This window comes from Geodermatophilus sp. SYSU D00814 (genome assembly GCF_054050055.1).
In genome coordinates this window covers 1-18,462 of record NZ_JBJGYP010000053.1, presented here as the reverse complement: position 1 = coordinate 18,462, position 18,462 = coordinate 1, and the positions used below count along the sequence as shown (strand labels likewise).

The 18,462-nt window shown below is 76.3% G+C and carries 19 protein-coding genes and 1 tRNA gene; 7 read left to right on the top strand and 13 right to left on the bottom strand.

Going from position 1 to position 18,462, the window contains the following annotated elements; all coding sequences use genetic code 11:
* The 6 genes from ACI780_RS23620 to ACI780_RS23595 all read right to left on the bottom strand — a co-directional run.
* Positions 1-1,866, bottom strand: a 1,866-nt coding sequence (locus ACI780_RS23620) for a protein kinase domain-containing protein (protein ID WP_457005977.1), incomplete at its 3' end; no start/stop codon positions are given.
* Positions 1,866-3,314 (bottom strand): peptidoglycan D,D-transpeptidase FtsI family protein, encoded by a 1,449-nt coding sequence (locus ACI780_RS23615; RefSeq protein ID WP_457005976.1) that lies wholly within the window; start codon positions 3,312-3,314, stop codon positions 1,866-1,868. The genes ACI780_RS23615 and ACI780_RS23620, both read right to left, overlap by 1 nt.
* Entirely contained in the window at positions 3,311-4,726 is a 1,416-nt protein-coding gene (locus ACI780_RS23610; protein WP_456872613.1) for an FtsW/RodA/SpoVE family cell cycle protein, read from the bottom strand. Before ACI780_RS23610 ends, ACI780_RS23615 begins: the two co-directional genes overlap by 4 nt.
* Positions 4,726-6,171, bottom strand: coding sequence for a PP2C family protein-serine/threonine phosphatase (locus tag ACI780_RS23605; protein ID WP_456872612.1), 1,446 nt, complete (start codon positions 6,169-6,171; stop codon positions 4,726-4,728). The genes ACI780_RS23610 and ACI780_RS23605 overlap by 1 nt, the downstream gene beginning before the upstream one ends.
* A 64-nt stretch (positions 6,172-6,235) precedes the next feature.
* A complete protein-coding gene (locus ACI780_RS23600) occupies positions 6,236-6,694 on the bottom strand; it encodes an FHA domain-containing protein FhaB/FipA (protein WP_089405435.1) in 459 nt (152 codons plus the stop codon).
* 13 nt (positions 6,695-6,707) lie between these two features.
* Positions 6,708-7,529 (bottom strand): FhaA domain-containing protein, encoded by an 822-nt coding sequence (locus tag ACI780_RS23595; protein ID WP_456872611.1) that lies wholly within the window; start codon positions 7,527-7,529, stop codon positions 6,708-6,710.
* A 188-nt stretch (positions 7,530-7,717) separates the two neighbouring features.
* Between ACI780_RS23595 and ACI780_RS23590 the strand changes: the two genes are divergently transcribed.
* Positions 7,718-7,800, top strand: a tRNA-Leu gene (locus ACI780_RS23590).
* 68 nt (positions 7,801-7,868) lie between these two features.
* Here the strand turns inward: ACI780_RS23590 and ACI780_RS23585 are convergent.
* Genes ACI780_RS23585 through ACI780_RS23575 form a run of 3 tightly spaced genes read right to left on the bottom strand, consistent with a single transcriptional unit; the run spans position 7,869 to position 11,236 of the window.
* Positions 7,869-8,519: a response regulator gene (locus ACI780_RS23585; protein WP_456872610.1), complete on the bottom strand. Its 651-nt coding sequence runs from the start codon at positions 8,517-8,519 to the stop codon at positions 7,869-7,871.
* 10 nt (positions 8,520-8,529) lie between these two features.
* A complete protein-coding gene (locus tag ACI780_RS23580; RefSeq protein WP_456872609.1) occupies positions 8,530-10,458 on the bottom strand; it encodes a histidine kinase in 1,929 nt (642 codons plus the stop codon).
* A gap of 34 nt (positions 10,459-10,492) precedes the next feature.
* Entirely contained in the window at positions 10,493-11,236 is a 744-nt protein-coding gene (locus ACI780_RS23575) for a hypothetical protein (RefSeq protein WP_457005975.1), read from the bottom strand.
* Between the two features lie 199 nt (positions 11,237-11,435).
* On the opposite strand from ACI780_RS23575, the gene ACI780_RS23570 reads away from it, so the two are divergent.
* Both ACI780_RS23570 and ACI780_RS23565 read left to right on the top strand, forming a co-directional pair.
* Positions 11,436-11,951 (top strand): SigE family RNA polymerase sigma factor, encoded by a 516-nt coding sequence (locus ACI780_RS23570; protein WP_456872607.1) that lies wholly within the window; start codon positions 11,436-11,438, stop codon positions 11,949-11,951.
* A complete protein-coding gene (locus ACI780_RS23565) occupies positions 11,948-13,006 on the top strand; it encodes a hypothetical protein (RefSeq protein ID WP_456872606.1) in 1,059 nt (352 codons plus the stop codon). The genes ACI780_RS23570 and ACI780_RS23565 overlap by 4 nt, the downstream gene beginning before the upstream one ends.
* Positions 13,007-13,013: 7 nt before the next feature.
* On the opposite strand, the gene ACI780_RS23560 is transcribed toward ACI780_RS23565, so the two are convergent.
* The 3 genes from ACI780_RS23560 to ACI780_RS23550 form a co-directional block, all read right to left on the bottom strand.
* Entirely contained in the window at positions 13,014-13,409 is a 396-nt protein-coding gene (locus ACI780_RS23560; RefSeq protein ID WP_456872605.1) for a nuclear transport factor 2 family protein, read from the bottom strand.
* Positions 13,410-13,480: 71 nt separating this feature from the next.
* Complete coding sequence (locus tag ACI780_RS23555; protein ID WP_457005974.1) at positions 13,481-13,927, bottom strand: DUF1707 SHOCT-like domain-containing protein; 447 nt, start codon at positions 13,925-13,927, stop codon at positions 13,481-13,483.
* 97 nt (positions 13,928-14,024) lie between these two features.
* The gene (locus tag ACI780_RS23550; protein WP_457005973.1) at positions 14,025-15,188 is read right to left on the bottom strand and encodes an acyl-CoA dehydrogenase family protein; all 1,164 of its coding nucleotides are present in this window, start codon (positions 15,186-15,188) and stop codon (positions 14,025-14,027) included.
* A gap of 93 nt (positions 15,189-15,281) precedes the next feature.
* Here ACI780_RS23550 and ACI780_RS23545 point away from each other — a divergent pair, with 93 nt between their 5' ends.
* The 4 genes from ACI780_RS23545 (at position 15,282) to ACI780_RS23530 (ending at position 18,127) form a co-directional block, all read left to right on the top strand.
* Complete coding sequence (locus ACI780_RS23545) at positions 15,282-15,869, top strand: TetR/AcrR family transcriptional regulator (protein WP_457005972.1); 588 nt, start codon at positions 15,282-15,284, stop codon at positions 15,867-15,869.
* Entirely contained in the window at positions 15,866-16,330 is a 465-nt protein-coding gene (locus tag ACI780_RS23540) for a GNAT family N-acetyltransferase (RefSeq protein WP_456872601.1), read from the top strand. The genes ACI780_RS23545 and ACI780_RS23540 overlap by 4 nt, the downstream gene beginning before the upstream one ends.
* Before the next feature lie 131 nt (positions 16,331-16,461).
* The gene (locus ACI780_RS23535) at positions 16,462-16,998 is read left to right on the top strand and encodes an RNA polymerase sigma factor (protein WP_457005971.1); all 537 of its coding nucleotides are present in this window, start codon (positions 16,462-16,464) and stop codon (positions 16,996-16,998) included.
* On the top strand, positions 16,988-18,127 hold the full coding sequence (locus tag ACI780_RS23530) for a hypothetical protein (RefSeq protein ID WP_457005970.1): 1,140 nt from the start codon (positions 16,988-16,990) through the stop codon (positions 18,125-18,127). Before ACI780_RS23535 ends, ACI780_RS23530 begins: the two co-directional genes overlap by 11 nt.
* Before the next feature lie 66 nt (positions 18,128-18,193).
* On the opposite strand, the gene ACI780_RS23525 is transcribed toward ACI780_RS23530, so the two are convergent.
* Positions 18,194-18,462 (bottom strand): HNH endonuclease signature motif containing protein (locus tag ACI780_RS23525; RefSeq protein ID WP_457005969.1); only part of this gene is annotated, 269 nt, incomplete at its 5' end.

The following is an 18,462-nucleotide window of genomic DNA, read 5'->3' as shown; positions in this document are numbered from 1 at the left end:
GCCGGCACCGGTGCCGGCACCGCCGCCGCCCGCGCCCGGGTCGCTGCCGGTCCCGTCGGCCGCCCCGCCGTCCCCGGTCGTCGGGTTCGCCGTGGAAGGCGGCGGAGCCGTGGTGCCGCCCTGGGTCGCCGGCGGACTGCTCGACGACGGGGGCGACGGCGACGGTGACGGCGCCTCGTCGTCCTCCTCACCCTGCGACGGGGCTGACGTGGTCCCGGTCGGGGCGGAGGTCTGCGCCGGGCCGCTCCCGCCGCTGTTGCCCTGGTTGCCGGTGTTGCCGTTGCCCTGGCCGCCGGTGTCCCCGCCCTGGTCGTCGTCGCCGCTGGTGTCCTCCGGCTGCTCGGCGACCTCGGGGGCGTAGTCCTGCTGGGCCACCGACAGGGTGACCGTGGTGCCGCGGGGGACGGGGATGCCCGACGGGTCGATGGCGGCGACGTCGCCCGCCTGCAGCTCGATCCCGGCGGCGGCGAGGTCGTCGTCGCCGGCGTCGACCCGGGCGACGTCGAGACCGGCCTCGCGGAGCTCCGCCTCCACGTCGTCGGCGTCCTCGCCGAGGTACTGGGCGGCGGCGGGGATGGTGACCAGGTCCTGCGTCGGGCCCGCCGAGCCGCTGGTCGGCGCGCTGCTGGTCGCGGTCGGGTCGGCGGTGGTGCCGCCGTCGCCCTCACCGTTGCCGGACAGGAGGAACCAGGCGCCGGCGACCAGGACGGCGACCAGCGCGAGGGAGGCCAGCACCAGCGCCCAGCGGCGGCTGCCGCCCCGGGGCGCGGCCGCCGGGCGGCGGTCGCGGTCGTCGTCGCCGTCGATCGGCGGGCCCTGCAGCGGCGGCATCGGCCGGGCACCGGCCGCGTGCCGGCCGCCGGTGCGCGGGCCGGCCGCCGCGGCCCCGACGACGCCGGTCGCGACCCCGGTGGCGGCGCCGGTGACCGGGCCGCCGAGCACGCGGGTGCCGTCGCCGTCGACCTCGGGGATGACCTCGGTGACCGCGCCGGCCGTGCCGGTGGCGAGGCCGCCGGTGGCCGGGGCCAGCCCGTGCCCGTTGGCGACCGAGCGGATCGCGGTGGCGAACGCGGCGCCGTCGGGGAACCGGTCGTGCGGGTCCTTGGCCAGCGCCCGCTCGATCAGCAGCCGGACCTGCGGCGGGATCTCGGCCGGCAGCGGCGGCGGCTGCCGGTTGATGTGGGCCAGCGCGATGGCGACCTGCGAGGTGCCGTCGAAGGGCCGCCCGCCGGTGAGGCACTCGTAGCCGACGACGCCGAGGGAGTAGACGTCGGAGGCGGCGGTGACCTCCATGCCCTGCGCCTGCTCGGGCGAGAGGTACTGCGCGGTGCCCACGACCATGCCGGTGCGGGTGAGCGGCGTCGCGTCGCGGGTGCGGGCGATGCCGAAGTCGGTCAGCTTCACCACGCCGTCGGGCCGCACGATGAGGTTGCCCGGCTTGATGTCGCGGTGCACCACCCCGGCGGCGTGCGCGGCGGACAGCCCGTCGGCGGCCTGGCTGAGCACGTGCAGCGTCCAGTCGACCGGCAGCCGGCCCTCCTCGTGGAGGATCGTCACCAGCGGCTTGCCCTCGACGAGCTCCATCACGAGGAAGGCCAGCTGGTGGCCGCGCTCGTCGGTGCTCTCGCCGTAGTCGTAGACCGAGGCGATGTTGGGGTGCGACAGGGCGGCGGTGTGCCGGGCTTCGTTGCGGAACCGGGCGACGAAGCTCGGGTCGCCGGTGAACTCGCTGCGCAGCACCTTGGCGGCGACGATCCGGTCCAGCACCCGGTCGCGGGCGCGCCACACCTCGCCCATGCCGCCGGTGGCGATGGGCTCGGTGATCTCGTAGCGGCCGGCCAGGATGGTGCCGGTGGACAGGGCCATCAGCCCCCCTGACCGTCGAGGTAGGCCTGCATGACGTCACCGGCGATCGGTGCGGAGACGTCCCCGCCGGTACCCCCGCCGTTGGCGACGAACACCGCGACGGCGATCTGCGGGTCGTCGGCCGGGGCGAAGCCGACGAACCAGTTGTGGTCGGGCACGTCCTCGGCGACCTGGGCGGTGCCGGTCTTGCCGGCGACCGCCACGCCCGGGATGCGGGCGGCCCGGCCGCTGCCGTTGGCCACGACGCTCTCCATCATCTCCTGCAGCTGGTCGGCGACCTCGGGGGTGACCGGCGTCGAGAGCTCCTCGGGGTCGGCCCGGTCGATGACCGTCCGGTCGGGAGCGCGCACCTGGTCGACGAGGTAGGGGGTCATCAGGGTCCCGTCGTTGCCCACGGCGGCGGCGACCATGGCCGCCTGCAGCGGGGTCATGCGCACGTCGCGCTGGCCGATCGAGCTCTGCCCGAGCGCCGCCTCGCTCTCGATGTCGCCGACGCTGCTGCCGGCGACCTCCAGCGGGATCTCCATGCCGTCCCCCGTCATGCCGAACGCCTCGGCCATCTCCCGCACGCGGTCCTCACCGAGGTCGATGCCCAGCTGGGCGAAGGCGGTGTTGCAGGAGATGGTCAGCGCGTCGATGAGCGTCTGCTCCTGGCTGCTGCTGCAGGAGGACCCGCCGAAGTTCTCCAGCGTCGTGGAGGTGCCGGGCAGGGTCAGCGTGTCCGGCGCCGGGATGACGGTGTCGGGGGTGTACTCCCCGCTCGCCAGCGCCGCGGCCGACACGATCACCTTGAACACCGAACCGGGCGGGTAGTTGTCCTGGATCGCCCGGTTCAGCCGCGGATCGGTCTCCATCGCGCCGAGCTCGTCGGCGTAGGCGCGGATGGCGGCGGGGTCGTGGCTGGACAGCTGCGCCGGGTCGTAGGTGGGGGTGCTGGCCATGCCGAGCACCGCGCCGGTGGAGGGGTCGAGCGCGACGACCGCGCCGGTGACGCCGTCCAGCCCGGCCATGGCGGCCTCCTGGACGGCGGGGTCGAGGGTGAGCACGACGTCGCCGCCGGCCGGGTCGCGGCCGGTGAACAGGTCGGCCAGCCGGCGCAGCGCGAGCCGGTCGGCGGACCCGGCGAGGATGTCGTTCTCGGCGTCCTCCATCTGCCAGGCGCCGTAGACCAGCGAGTAGTAGCCGGTGACCGCGGCGTACGTCGGCCCCTGCGGGTACTGGCGCAGGTACTCGAGCGTGTCCTGGGTGGGCACCGACAGCGCGACCTCGGTGCCGTCGACGACGATCGACCCGCGCTCGCGGGAGTACTCCTCAGTGAGCACCCGGGTGTTGCCCGAGTCCTCGCGCAGCTCGTCGGAGCGCACGACCTGGATGTAGTTGACGTTGAGGATCAGCAGGGTGAACAGCACCAGCACGCTGATCGCCACACGCCGCAGCGGTGCGTTCACGAGCTCACGACCTCGGTGGGTGCCTCGCCCAGCGCCTGCTTGGGCGGGGCGGGCGGGGTGGCCGGGCGGCGGGCGGCGTCGCTGATCCGCACCAGGATGGCGACCAGGCCGAAGTTGGCCACCAGCGAGGACCCGCCGTAGGCGACGAACGGCGTCGTCAGGCCGGTGAGCGGCAGCAGGCCGGTGACGCCGCCGAGGACGACGAACAGCTGCCAGGCGACGGCGAACGCGAGCCCCCCGGCGAGCAGCTTGCCGAAGGCGTCGCGCACGACCAGCGACGTCCGCAGGCCGCGCTCGACGAGGACCAGGTAGATGACGATGACGGCGACCAGGCCGAACAGGCCGAGCTCCTCGCCGATCGCGGCGGCGATGAAGTCGCTCTTGGCCACCGGCACCTGGTCGGGGCGCCCACCGCCGAGCCCGGCGCCGAACAGCCCGCCGGTGCCCAGGCCGAACAGCGACTGGACCAGCTGGTAGCCGCCCTCGTCGCGGTAGGCGAACGGGTCGAGCCAGGTGTCGACCCGCACCCGCACGTGCCCGAACAGCTGGTAGGCGAGGAACGCCCCGGCGGCGAACAGGCCCAGGCCGATGAGCAGCCAGCTGGCCCGCTCGGTGGCGATGTAGAGCATCACCACGAAGATGCCGAAGAGCAGCAGCGAGCTGCCCAGGTCGCGCTCGAAGACGAGCACGAGGATGGACACCACCCAGACGGCGAGCACCGGGCCCAGGTCGCGGCCGCGCGGCAGCTCCAGCCCGGCGACGCGCCGGCTGGCCAGCGCGAGGACGTCGCGCTTGTCGACCAGGTAGGCGGCGAAGAAGACGATCAGGCAGATCTTGGCGAACTCGCCGGGCTGGATGCTGAAGCCGGCGACGCGGATCCAGATCTTGGCGCCGTACACCTCCGACACCGAGGCGGGCAGCACCGCGGGGATCGCCAGCAGCACCAGGCCGACCAGGCCGAGGGTGTAGGCGAAGCGCGACAGCAGCCGGTGGTCGCGGAGCACCACGAGGATGGCGACGAAGAGGACGACGCCGACGGTCGCCCACAGCAGCTGCACCGGGGCGTCCTCGCGGCCGGCCTCGGCGTCGGCCTGCAGCGCGGCGAGGTCGAGCCGGTGGATCATCGTCAGGCCGAGGCCCGAGAGCACCGCGACGGCGGGCAGCAGCAGCGGGTCGGCGTAGGGCGCGAACCGGCGGACGACGAGGTGGACCACCACCCACAGCGCGGCGAACCAGCCGCCGAAGGTGGCCAGCTCCGGGCGCAGCGACCCGGTGACGGTCAGGTCGACGATGCACTGCGCGGCGAGGGTGATGAGCACCGCGAAGCCCAGCATCGCCAGCTCGGTGTTGCGCCGCTTCGGGACGACCGTGCCCGGGAGCGCGGCCCGGGGGTCGGTGGAGGGGCTGCCCATCACTCCGCCTCCCGGCAGTCCACCCCCGGCTCGGGCCCCGTGCTGGAGGGGGAGGTGGAGAGGGTGGAGGGGCTCGCCGACGTGGGGGAGTCGGGGGCGCCGGGCGCCGGGAGGCCCTCGGTCGGCAGCGGGGGCAGGGCCGTGGGCAGGGCGCCGTCCGACGGCGCGGCGCTGGAGGAGGCGGGGGTGCTGGAGGAGGCTGGGGCGCTGGAGGAGGCCGGGTCGGTCTCGCACACGGGGATCGCGGCCTCGTGCAGGTCGTCGACGATCCGCTGGGCGTCGTCGGCGCCGCTGGCCTCGATGCCCTGCCGGACGCTGTTGCGGTCGTAGGAGGTGAGGTCGTCGAGCGGGATGTCGGTGACCTCGTCGACGCGGTAGAGGTCCAGGCCGAGCAGGTCGGTGTTGAAGCCGCGGAAGACCGCCACCCGGTCGCTGCCGTCGGCGGCGGCCGCCGTGCCGACGAACCAGTGCGTGAGCACCCACAGCCAGGTGGCGATGCCGGCGCCCACGAGGAGGAGCACCGCACCCCCAGCGACGAACAACCGCCGCCGCGAGCGGCGACGGTCGGGGGGAGCAGCGGCCGTGGGTGCGGTCGGCGCGGGGGGCGGGGGAGCCGGTGGCGGGTCGGCCAGCGCCGCGCGCCCGGCGGCCGAGCGGGGGTCGACCTCGCGCTGGCCGCGGTTGTTCCCGGCGGCGCCGTCGACGACGGGGTCCATGGTGCCCGAGCCGTTGTCCTCGACGACGTCGGCGACGATCACGGTGATGTTGTCCGGGCCGCCGCTGCGCAGCGCGAGCTCCACGAGCCGGTCGGCGGTCGACTGCGGGTCGGGGTCCTCGAGGGCGTGCGCGAGGGTCTCCTCGCTGACCACCCCGGACAGCCCGTCGGAGCACAGCAGGTAGCGGTCGCCGGCGCGGGCCTCGCGCATCGACAGGTCGGGGTCGACGTCCTGGCCGTTGAGCGCCCGCAGCAGCAGCGAGCGCTGCGGGTGGTGGTTGGCCTCCTCGGGCGTGATCCGGCCGTCGTCGATGAGGGTCTGCACGAACGTGTCGTCGTGGGTGATCTGGGTGAGGACGCCGTCGCGCAGCAGGTAGGCGCGGGAGTCCCCGACGTGGCACAGGGCGATCCGGCCGCCGGCGAACAGGACGGCGGTGAGCGTGGTGCCCATGCCCTCCAGCTGCGGCGACTCGCGGATGACCTCGCGCAGGTGCTCGCTGCCGTCGAAGACCGCCTCGCGCAGCGCCTGCAGCATGTCGCCGCTGGGGGCGTCGTCGTCGAGGTGCTCCAGGGCCGCGATGACGACCTTGCTGGCGACGTCGCCGGCGGCGTGACCGCCCATGCCGTCGGCCACGGCCAGCAGCCGGGGCCCGGCGTAGACCGAGTCCTGGTTGTTGCCGCGGACCAGACCGCGGTCGGAGCGGGCGGCGTAGCGCAGCGCGAGACTCATCGGACCCTGCTCACGTCTGCTCGGTCGCTCCCCGTGCTCGGTACGGTCGGTGTCGGCTCGGTCATCAGCGCAGCTCCAGGGCGGTCTGGCCGATGCGGATCGGCTGGCCCGGAGCCACCAGCAGCGGCCCCTGCACCCGCTGCTGGTCGAGGTAGGTCCCGTTCGTGGAGCCGAGGTCCTCGACGTACCACTGTCCCCCACGGTTGGTCAGCCGCGCGTGCCGGGAGCTGGCGAAGTCGTCGGTGAGCACGAGCGTGGAGTCGTCGGCACGGCCGATGAGGATCGGCTGCTCCCCGAGGGTGATCTTGGTGCCGGTCAGCGGTCCGGCGGTCACCACCAGCGTGCGGGGCCCGCGGCCGCGCTTGCGGCCGGGGGCGGCGGCGCGCGGGGGCACCGAGGCCACCCGCCCGGCGCGGCCACCGAAGAGGTCGGCGCGCACCACGCGGAACGCGGCGAAGATGAACAGCCACAGCAGCAGCAGGAACCCGAAGCGGAAGACCTGCAGGACGATCTCGGCGGTCACGAGCGGCCCCCGGTCACGAGCCGTCCTGCCGGTACACCAGCACGGAGTGGCCGATGCGGATGACGTCGCCGTCGGAGAGCGCCTGCCGGCTGATGCGCCGGCCGTTGACCAGCGTGCCGTTGGTGGAGCCGAGGTCCTCGGCGACGGCGGTGCCGCTCTCGAGGACGACGTCGACGTGCTTGCGGCTGACGCCAGTGTCGGGCAGCCGGATGTCGGCGTCGGTGCCGCGGCCGATGACGTTGCGGCCGGTGCTCAGCTCGTGGCGGGTGCCGGGCCCGTCGACGACGAGCACGTGCGTGACGCCGGGGCGGGAGCCGGCGCGGCCGACCACCGAGGGGTGCTGGCGGCCGGTGTCGGTGGCCACCCGGCCCTGCAGCGGCGGCAGCGGCGGGACCGCGCCGGAGCCGGTGATCGGCGGGGGCGGCGGGACGGCGGCGCCGTCGGCCCGCGACGCCGGGCGCGCGGGGTCGGCGACGTGCGAGCTGACCTCGAACACCCCGGTGGGCAGGTCGTCGACGCGCTCCAGGCGGACCTGCACCGCGCCGAAGGTCTGCCAGCCCTCGTCCTCGATGTGCTCGGTGACCATGTCGGCGAGCTGGGCGGCCAGCTGCTCGGACCACTCGGCGAGGTTGGTGTAGTCGGTGGGGCCGAGCCGGACGTCGTAGACGTTGGGCGCGAGCACGCGGCCCTCGCCCATGACGGAGCGCTGCTCGTCGGCCTCCCGCTGCAGCGCCTTGGCGATCTCGGCGGGGTGGACCTTGCCCTTGAACAGCCGCGCGAAGGCGACGCCGACCATCCCCTCGAGGCGTCGCTCGAAGCGCTGCAGCACGCCCACAGTCGCTCCTCCACCTCACCCGGTACCGACGGTCCTCCCGACGATCCTAGCCGTGCCCCGGGGTGGTGACCGGCCAGCAACGCTCCTCGCCACGCGGGTCACTGCCGCCACGCGGGCCCCACCGGCCGCGCTCCCGCGGCCCCCTCGACGGGGTGCCGCCGGGGGGCTGCTAAGGTCGTTCCTCGCCAGGGCAAGTGGCGGAATGGCAGACGCGCACGGTTCAGGTCCGTGTGTCCGGAAGGACGTGGGGGTTCAACTCCCCCCTTGCCCACCCCTGCACGTCGAGGACCCGCCCGGTCGCACCGGGCGGGTCCTCGTGCGTCCGGGGTCCCCTCGGCGCTACCGCTCGCGGCCGAGCCCCGCCTCGCGGGCGCGCACCACGGCCTCGGCGCGGTCGCGCACCCCCAGCTTGGCGAAGATCGACGTCACGTTGTTGCGGATGGTCTTCTCCGACAGGAACAGCCGGGAGGCGATCGCGGTGTTCGGCAGGCCGGCGGCGATCAGGTCGAGGACCTCGCGCTCGCGGTCGGACAGCTCGGGGAAGGGCCTGGCGACCACCCCGGACCCCGCGGTGAAGAAGGCGCGCAGCCGGCGGGCGACCTCGGCCCCGTAGACGCCCTGCCCGGCGGCGACCGACTCCAGCGCCCGCCCGATCTCGGCCTGGCCGGCGCCCTTGAGCAGGTAGCCGAGCGCGCCGGCCTGCACGGCGGCGAACACCGCCTCGTCGTCGGCGACCATCGTGAGCACCAGCACGCGCACCTCCGGCCACCGCTCGACCAGCCGCCGGGTGGCCTCGATCCCCGACAGGCCGGGCATCTGCACGTCCATCAGCACGACGTCGGGCCGCTCGCGCAGGGCCGCCTCGACGGCGCCGGTCCCGTCGGGGGCCTCGGCGACGACCTCGACGCCGAGGTCCTCCAGCAGGACGCGCAGGCCCTGGCGGAACACGGGGTGGTCGTCGGCGACGACGGCGCGCATCGCGGGCTCCATGGCGGGCTCCTCAGTCGTGCGGGTGGCGCGGCAGGACGGCGTGCACGCGGGTGCCCGTCGGGTCGCCCGGGCCGACGGTGCACGACCCGCCCAGCTCCGCGGCGCGCTCCCGCATCGAGGACAGCCCGACGCCGGGGACCGGCCGCGCGGGCAGGCCGCGGCCGTCGTCGGTGACCTCCACCTCGACGGTGTCGGCGCCGGCCCTGACGCCGATGGCGACGGCCCGCGCGCCGGCGTGGCGGACGGCGTTGTGCAGCGCCTCCTGGGCGATGCGCAGCGCGGCGACCTCGACGGCGGCCGGCAGCCCGGTCAGGTCCCCCTCGCCGGTCACCGTCACCCGCGGTCCGTGCTCGGCCAGCGGGGCCGCGCCGGCGCGCAGCGCACCGAGCAGCCCGAGGTCGTCGAGCGTCGGCGGGCGCAGGCCGTGCACCAGCCGCCGCACGTCGGCGACGGCGTCGGCGGCCTGGGTGCCGGCGGCGGCCACCAGCGCCGCGGCCCGCGCGGGGTCGTCGCGGCGCAGCGCCGACCCGGCGGTGTCCAGGGTCATCACCACCGCCGACAGCTGCGGGCCGAGGCCGTCGTGCAGGTCCCGCCGCAGCCGCCGCCGCTCCTCCTCGCGGGCGGTGACCAGCCGCTCCCGGGACTCGGCGAGGTCGCCGCTGAGCCGCACCGCGTAGGCGGCGGCCGCCAGCCGGCCGGCGAGGTCGGCGAGCACCCGGTCGTCGGCGGGCTCGAGGTCGGCCGCGGCGGCCCGCGGCGCCACCAGCAGCTCGCCGACGGGCTCGCCGTGCAGCGCCAGCGGCACCCGCCGGGCGTCCGCGGGCACCCGCCCGGCCTCCTCCCGGACGACGGCGCCACCCGGCAGCGGCACCTCGACCGCCGCGCCGCGCAGCCGCAGCCCGGTGGCCACCGCCTCCGCGCCGTCGCGCAGGGCCTGCCGCGGGGAGGCGGCGGCACCGAGCGCGGCGTCGACCCGGGTCAGCAGCGTGTAGGGGTCCCCGCGGTCGCCGAACAGCAGCCGGTCGACCAGGCGCTGGACGCGCTGCCGGGCGGGGGAGAAGGCCAGCGCCACGGCGAAGGCGGCGAGGAAGGGCGCCCAGCCGCGGCGGTCACCGAGCAGCGCGCCCGCCCAGCCGACCACCGCGGCGTACACCAGCGCGGTCAGGCCCAGCAGCACACCGCCGACGACGGTGCGGTTGACCAGGACGTCGATGTCGTAGAGCCGGTAGCGGAACGCGGCGACGGCCAGCCCGGCGGGCACGAGGAGCACCGCCAGCGAGACGCCCCACCACGGCGCGAGGAAGGTCGCGGCGGTGGCGGCGACCACGCCGTAGCCGGCCCAGGCCAGCTGGCGCCGCTGGACGCCGTCGGCCCGGCGCACCCGGACCACCAGGGAGGCGACGCCGGTGAGCACCAGCGCGCCGAGCAGCGGAGGGAAGGCGGGGACGGCGAAGGGGTCGCCGATCCCGAGGGGGAAGGCAAGCGCGGCGCTGGTGAGGACGGTCAGGGCCAGCGCGGCCGCGTGCGGCACCCGCCACCGGCCGGGCAGCGGCCGGCCGGAGGGGACCACCTGCGGCAGGACGGTGGTGACCAGCAGCAGCGCCGGCACCCACACCCAGCCGCGCACCCAGCCGGCCGGCCCGGCCTGCCCGGCCGCAGCCCACCACGACGTCGCGAGGACGTAGGCCGAGGCCGAGCAGCCCACGGCCAGCAGCAGCCAGCCCAGCCGCCGGGCCTGCGGCAGGCCGGCGAGCAGCGCACCGGCGACGGCGAAGGAGGGTCCGGCCACCGGCTCGGGCGTGCGGAACAGCCGCGGCAGCCAGTCCCCGCCGGCCGCGACGGGCAGGGCCAGCGCGGCGGCGGTGGCGGCCACCGCGCAGACGGCGAGCAGCCGGGCCGCCGGGAGGGCGACCCGGCTGCCGCGCCGGTTCCGGTACACGACGGGGGACCGTAGGGGCCGGGGTGCGTCCCGGTCAGGAGGCGAGGCCGCGCCGCTCGCCCGAGCGGGCGATGCCACCTCGGGCGATGCCACCGCGCGCGATGCCACCTCGGGCGATGTGCACCGCCAGCCCCAGGGCGCCGGCCAGCCACAGCCAGTGCGGGTCGACCGGGCCGACCGCGCCGACGGAGAAGTCGAGCACGATGAACGCCAGCCAGGCCGCCGGGATCCAGCGCGCGACGACGCCCGAGCGCAGCATGCCCACGGTCAGCGTGACCATGCCCAGCGTCGTGCCGAGCAGGAACGGCGCGAGGAACAGCGCCAGGAACACCGGGTGCGCCTCGGCGGCCGTCACGAGGGCGGCCGCGCCGTCGAGGTCGGCGGCCTGCGAGGCCGGCAGCTGCAGGTAGCCCACGAGGTGGATGCCCACGAAGCCCCACATGCCGGCCAGGAGCAGGGCGCCGGCGGCGTACGCGGTCTTGCGCATGCGGGCAGCGAGCAGGCCGGCGGCGGCGAGGAAGGCGACCGCCATGAACGGGATGGCTAGCGTGCCGGTGACCAGGCGGGTGGTGAACAGGGCGGTGTGCTCCCCGACCAGCGCGAGCTGGTCGACGACGGCCTCCGGGCGCGCAGGCAGGAACTGCACCAGCGCGGCCTCGGCGGTGTTGAGGACGCTGCCGACGACCAGGCCGGTGACGGCCAGCCGGCGGCCCACGGGGCCGAGCGCGCGGGCGGGCGCCGGTGCGGCCGGGACGGGGACGGGGGCGGTGGTGGGCACGGGAGGGACCTCCGGGTCCGGTGCGGCGGGTCGTTCCCGCCGGTGTGCACCCACCGTCGGCTCGGACCTGTCCCGGGCACACGGGAGCGGGGTCCCGATCTCGCCGGGACCACCGTGACCGTTTCGTGACCTCCCGGTGTCACCGATCGCGGCGTGCCGTCGGGTCAACTGGTCAGGGACACCACGAGAGCGGGTGGACATGGGCGCCGACCGGGACGAGTTCACGGCGTTCGTCGTGGCGCACGAGGCCGCCCTGCTGCGCACCGCCTACCTGCTGACCGGCGACCGCGGCCACGCCGAGGACCTGGTGCAGACGGCGCTGGCCCGGGCCTACCGGCACTGGGGCCGGGTGCGCCAGGCCGACGTCCCGATCGCCTACGTGCGGCGGCTGCTGCTCAACTGCCACCTGAGCTGGCGGCGCCGGCTGTGGCACGGCGAGCAGGTGGTGGAGGCGCTGCCGGACCGTGCTGCCGCGGACTGGCAGGACGCGTACGCCTTGGGCGACGAGCTGCGCCGGGCGCTCGGCGAGCTGTCCCCGCGGGCCCGTGCGGTGCTCGTCCTGCGCTTCTACGAGGACCTCACCGAGACCGAGACCGCCGCCCTGCTCGGCTGCTCGACCAGCACCGTGCGCACCCACACCGCCCGCGGCCTGGCCGCCGTCCGCCGGGTGCTGCGGCCCGAGACCGCCGCCACGACCGACGGGAGCCCGGCGTGACCGACACCGACCTCGACGTCCGCGAGGCCCTGGACCGGCTGGCCGCCGAGGCCGGCCCGCCGCGGGGTGCCGACGCCGCCGACGCCGCCGTCGCGCTGGTCCGCCGGCAGCGGCGGACCCGGGCCGCCTGCGCGGCCGGGGCGCTCGCCGTCGCCCTGCTCGGTGCCGCCGCCCCGGCCCTGCTGCCCGACGCCGGCCCGGTGCCGGGGGAGACGGCCGGCGGGCAGCAGACGCAGCAGGCCGCGCCCGCGCTCCCCGACCTGCCCACCCGGGGGTCCCTGGCCGGCGACGAGGAGTTCGTCGCCGGGGTGGCCGCCATCGACTGGTCGGGGCCGCTCGGCCGCGACGGGGCCGTGCTCCGCCCGCCGGCGTCCAGCCGCCACGTCGCCTTCGCCGGCGAGCTGCCCGACGGCCGGCGCTGGGCGCTGGTGACGGGGGAGGCCGAGGGGCAGCTGCTGCACGCGTGGTTCGGCGGCCCGCCCGGTGCCGCGCCGGACGAGCTCGCGCTCGTCGCGCCGCCGGAGCGCAGCGGGCGCGGCGCGACGGTCGCGGTGCTCGACACCACCGGCGCGCGGCCGGTCCTGGTCGTCGTCACCCGGCCCTTCGACGGCGCCCGCTGGTCACCCGGCACGGTCCGCCTCGGCGACGGCTCGATCGGGCGGGTGTGGACGGAGCTGCGCGGCGACGACGGCGTCCTGGTCGCCGAGGTGCCCGCGCCGGTCTACCCCGGCGCGGAGGTCGTCGACCTGCTCCGGGACGGGTCGAGCACCAGCCTGCGCTACGTCTCGCGGACGGCGGGGACCCCGGTGCCGGTCGCGTGGTCGATCGCGTCCACCGCCGACCCGTCGCTGACCGCCGACCCGGCCGTCGAGCAGCGCTTCGTCGGCTGCCTGCTGCCGCAGGGCTTCGTCGTCCGCTTCGGGGCCGACGGCGGCCTGACCGTCGTCTACCCGACGCCCGGGGGGCGGCGCAGCGACGTGGAGCTGGTCCACGCGCGGGCCGGCTGGGACGCCGTCGTCGACGACTGCGCCGCCCGGGCGCTGGCCGGGGGGTGAGCGCCGCTCAGGCGGTGCCCGCGCTCTCCTGCACGAACGCGGCGGAGTCGTAGTAGGTGCGCACACCGGTGAGCGGGCCGTCGTGGGAGCCGTCGCCCTCGATCACGGTGACGCCCTTGTAGGTGAACGGCTTGCCGCTGCGCAGCGTGCCGCGGGACTCCCACTCCAGGGCCGCCGTCCTCTCCCCGACGGTGCTGGAGGTGAACGTCGTCTCCAGGTCGCCGAAGACGTTGCGGTAGTCCTCCCAGAACCGTTTGGCGCCCTCCGGCCCGCGGGCCTCGTGGTCCTCGTTGAGCTTCATCAGGACGGCGTCCTCACCGGTCAGCTCGACCATCGGCTGCGCGTCGCGCTCGGCGTCGAGGTGGTGCAGGGCGGCGGTGAAGCGCTCGGTCAGGGTGTGCACGGCGTCCTCCGGGGTGCGCGGGTGGGGTCGGGGGACCCCTACCCGGGCGGTCCGGACGGCACCCGCCCGGATCAGACGGGCAGCCGCGGCCCGCGCCGGCCGGGGGTGTGCCGCTCGCCGAGGGTGCGGGCGAGCAGGATCACGCCCCACGGGCCGACGACCCACACCGGCCAGGGGTACTGCAGGTCGGTGGTGGCCAGCATCGAGACCAGCCAGATGCCGACGACGACGACCGCGGTGACCGCCCACTGGGTCCAGGCGGTCCGCAGGTCGTGGCCCCACGTGCCGTGCCACGGGCCGCCGTACACCGCCCGCGCCACGGGGGCCGGGCGCGGTGCGGGGGAGGGCAGGTCGGCGGTGAGCCCGTCGAGCTCGCCGTAGGTGCGGGCGGCGTGCGCGCGGGCCGAGCGGTCCTCGTACTCGGCCAGGGTCAGCCGGCCGTCGGCCAGGCCCTGGTCGAGGCGGGTGACCACGGCGGCGCGGTCGGCGTCGGCGGCGCGCAGGTGCGGCTCGGGCATCTCGGGCTCCTCGTCAGGCGGTGTGCCCCGAGTCTCCCGGCCGCCCGGGAGCCTGCCCATTGACAGACGTCACCGATCCCCCGTGCGTCCTGCACGGTCAGCCGTTGGCGGGGGTGGCCTCCTTCGCCAGGTGCTTGCCGATCACCATCCGCTGGATCTGGTTGGTGCCCTCGAAGATCTGCATCACCTTCGCCTCGCGCATGTACCGCTCGGCGGGGTGGTCGCGGGTGTAGCCGGCGCCGCCGAGCACCTGGACGGCGTCGGTGGTCACCTTCATCGCCGCGTCGGTGGCCACGAGCTTGGCGATGCTCGCCTGCCGGGAGTAGGGCAGGCCGGCGTCCTTGCGGCGGGCGGCGACCAGGTAGGTGGCGCGGGCGGACTCGACGGCGGCGGCCATGTCGGCGAGCAGGAACGACAGGCCCTGGTGGTCGACGATGCGCCGGCCGAAGGCCTCCCGCTCGAGTGCGTAGGCGACGGCGACGTCGAGGGCGGACTGCGCCAGCCCGACCGCGACGGCGCTGACCCCGAGGCGGCCGGAGTCGAGCGCGCCGAGGGCGATGGACAGGCCGCGGCCGGGCTCGCCGACCATGCGCCCGGCGGGCACGGCGACGTCGTCGAGGCGCATCGCCGCCGTCGTCGAGCCGGTCAGGCCCATCTTCTGCTCCGGCGGGGCGGCGGTGAACCCGGCGAGGTCGGGGGTGAGGTGGAAGCAGGAGATCGACCGCTCGCCGTCGTCGGGGGTGCGCAGGAAGGTCGAGTAGAAGTCGGCGTGCCCGCCGTGGGTGACCCACGCCTTCTCCCCGGAGGCCACCCATCCCTCGCCGTCGCGGACGGCACGGGCACGCATGGCGGCGGGGTCGGAGCCGGCGTGGGCCTCGGACAGGCAGTAGGCGCCGAGCAGGCGGCCGCCGACCATCTCCGGCAGCCACCGCTCGCGCTGCTCGGGGGTGCCGAAGCGGTCGACCGGCCCGCAGGCGAGGGTGTGCACGCTGATGCCGAGGGCGACGGTGGCCCAGCGCATGGCCAGCTCCTCGACCACCTGCAGGTAGACGGCGTAGGGCTGGTCGCCGCCGCCGACGTCCTCGCCGAAGGGCAGGCCGAGCAGGCCCACCTCGCCGAGCTTGGCGAACACCTCCCGGGGGAAGCGCTCCTCGCGCTCGTACTCCGCGGCGCGGGGCGCCAGTTCGGCGTCGGCGAGCTCGCGGGTGAGCGCGATGAGGTCGGCGGCCTCCTGGGTGGGCAGCTCACGGTCGACGGCCACGGGGGTCCCCCTCGGTACGGACGGCACGGACGCGGACGGCAGTACTGCAGACGGTACCGCGGTACTGTTCGGCGTCCAGGTCCGGAGGTGTGCGTGACGACGACGGAGACCGGTGAGCGGCGGCTGACCGCCCGGCAGGCGCAGCTGCTCGACCAGCTCGAGGAGCTCTTCCTCGCCGAGGGCTTCGCCGGCTTCACCCTCGAGGACCTCGCCGTCCGGCTGCACTGCTCGAAGACGACGCTGTACGCGCTGGCCGACAGCAAGGAGCAGCTCGCCGTCCGCGTGGTGCGCCACTTCTTCCGCCGGGCGACCGCCGACGTCGAGGCGCACACCGCCGGTGAGACCGACCCCGCCGCGCGGGTGACCGCCTACCTGCAGGCGGTGGCGCGGGCGCTGACCCCGGCGTCGCGGGCCTTCCACCGCGACCTGGAGGCCTTCCCGCCCGGGCGCGCGGTGTACGAGCACAACACCGCCGTGGCCGCGGAGCGGGTGAGCGCGCTGATCGCCGAGGGGGTGGCCGCCGGGCGCTTCCGGGAGGTGCACCCGGCGCTGGTGGCCGACACCGTCACCACGCTGATGCTGCGCATCGGCCGCGGGGACACCGCCCGCGCCACCGGGCTGGACGACGCCGCCGCGTACCGGGAGCTGGCCGGGCTGCTGCTGCACGGGATCAGCCGGTGAGGCTCGCGCCGGCCGCCTGGGACGACGCGGACGTGCGGCGGCTGACCGGCGCGCAGCAGGCCGAGCTGCGGGCGCGCTACGACGGCGGGGCCGAGCCGGGGACGCCGCCGTCGGCCGCCGACGTCAGCGTGGTGCTGGTGGCCCGGGACGACGACGGCGCCGCGGTGGGCTGCGGCGCGCTGCGGGCGCTGGGCGACGGCGTGGCCGAGGTCAAGCGCATGTACGTCGTCCCCGCCGCGCGTGGCCGGGGTGTGTCGAAGCTGCTGCTCGCCGGGCTGGAGGCCGCGGCGCGGGACCGCGGGTGGACGACGCTGCGGCTGGAGACCGGCCCGCGCCAGCCGGAGGCGATCGCGCTGTACGAGGGCGCCGGCTACCGGCCGATCCCGGCGTTCGGCGCGTACGTCGACGCCCCCGACGCCGGCTGCTCGCTGTACTACGAGCGGGTGCTCGGCAGCACCTGACCCCGCTGGCTCCTGCGGGCGCGTGGGGCGGGAGGGGCGGCCGGGACGGCGTCGTAACGATCACACCGAGCCGGACATGGAGGGGTGTGATCGCGATGCACGGGCCGCCGCCCGCGACCGACGACCCGCCCGTGTCCGCGGAGGAGCGCCTGGAACACGCCTACCGAACGTCCGGCACCGCCGTGCTGGGCTACGTGCTGCGGCGGTCGGCCTCCCGGGAGGACGCCTTCGACGTGGTGGCCGAGACCTTCGCGACCGCCTGGCGGCGGCGGGCCGACCTGCCCGCGGAGGACGGTGAGGTCCGGCCGTGGCTGTTCGGCATCGCCCGGCTGTGCCTGGCCAACGCGGCCCGCAGGAGCCGGCGGGCCGGTCGTCTCGGTGCGCGGCTGGCCGAGGCGATGGCCGACGTGTCCGTGCCCGACCCGGCGGCGCTGCACGAGGACGGCGCCCTCCGCCGGTCGGTGCGTGCGGCGCTGGACCAGCTCTCCCCGGAGGACCGGGAGCTCGTGACGCTGGTCGCCTGGGAGGGCCTCACGCCGGCCCAGGCGGCCACGGCGCTGGGCATCGCCGCGGGGACGGCGAGGGTCCGGCTGCACCGGGCGCGCACGAGGCTGCGCGCCGTCCTGTCCACCACCGCCGACGGCGAGGGGGCCGACCGTGCTCACTGACCGCGAACTGGACGCACGGCTCGCAGGGGCGGCCGGGGTCCGCGACGCCGACCTGCCGGCGCTGCCCGAGGAGTTCCTCGGACTCGTCACGGCCGACGCCGGGCTGTCGCTCGTCTCCGCCGACGCCGGGCCGGCGTCCGTGGTCGCCGCCCGGCAGCTCGTCGCCGACGCGCGGGAGGCGCGCGCCGCGGCCCCGCCGCGCCGCTGGTCCGGCCGCGGGATGGCCGTCCGCGTCGCGACGGCGGTGGTCGCCATCGCGGCCGCCTGGGGAACGGCGGTGGTGGTGGCCGGGCCGGCGTCCCCGGACCCGCAGCGCTCCGCTCCGTCCGTCGCCGCGCCGGTGCCGGGTGGCCTCACGCTGGTGGCTGCCGAGGCAGTGACCTTCCCGGTGTCCCTCGACCCGGTGCCGGAGGATCTGGTGCCCGTCTACAGCCGGCGGGGTGGCCTCCCGGGGTACGGGGACGGACCGCCCTGGTTCGTCGCCGACCTCGCGTCCGCCGAGGGGGACCGGGTGCTGCTCGGCGTCTACCCGGAGGATCCGCGGTCGTCGGAGGAGTACGGCTCCTCGCACGAGGGGGACCCGACGGGCACGGCGACCGTCGACGGGGCCGTGGCGTCCGTGTGGCGGGAGGACGGCGTCGTCACCGTCCTGTGGGAGCGCGGGGACGGGCAGTGGATCCAGCTCTCCGGCGAGGGCTCGTACGCCGACACGGGAGCCCTGGTCGCGGTGGGGGAGTCGATCGTCGACCGCCCGCAGCCGGTGGGCCTGCAGGTCGGGCTGGCCCCGGCCGGCTGGTCGGTGGGTGGTTTCGAGGAGAGCCGGAGCCTGGACCTGGTCAGTGACGTCGACCCGGACCTGGTGCTGCGGCTCAGCGCGGTGGGGGATCAGTACGCGGGGACGATCGACGGGCTCCTCGACGGGCTCTCGCTGGCCGCGCCGGTGGAGACGGTGGCGGTGCAGGGGAGGCCCGGGCGGCTGGCGCTCGTCGAGGGCGACGCCGGTGCGCCTCCCTCGTGGATGCTCGTCGGCCGGCTCGCCGATGGGCGCTGCTTCCAGCTCCTCGCCCCGGAGGCGCTGACCCGGGAGCAGGTCCTCCAGATCGGTGAGCAGGTGACCGCCGCGGCCTGACCGCGGGCATGCCGGCGCGGCCGTCCGCTGGGGGAGCGGGCGGCCGTACCGGCGTGCGTGGGTCGGTCAGGCGGCGGTGGGCACGGGTGGTGTCGGGGCGAGGGGTGCCGGGGTGGTGATCTCGGTGCCGTCGGGTCTGTAGGTGCGCCATCGGCCGTCGGGTTGGCGTTCGACGCGGAAGCCGTGGTGGACCTGGGTGTGGTGCCGTTCGCACAGCAGCGCCGAGTTGTCGAGGCTGGTCTCGCCGCCGTCGATCCAGTGCACCAGGTGGTGCACGTCGGCCCAGTGACTCGGCGCATCACAGCCGGCGAACACGCAGCCGCCGTCACGCAGTT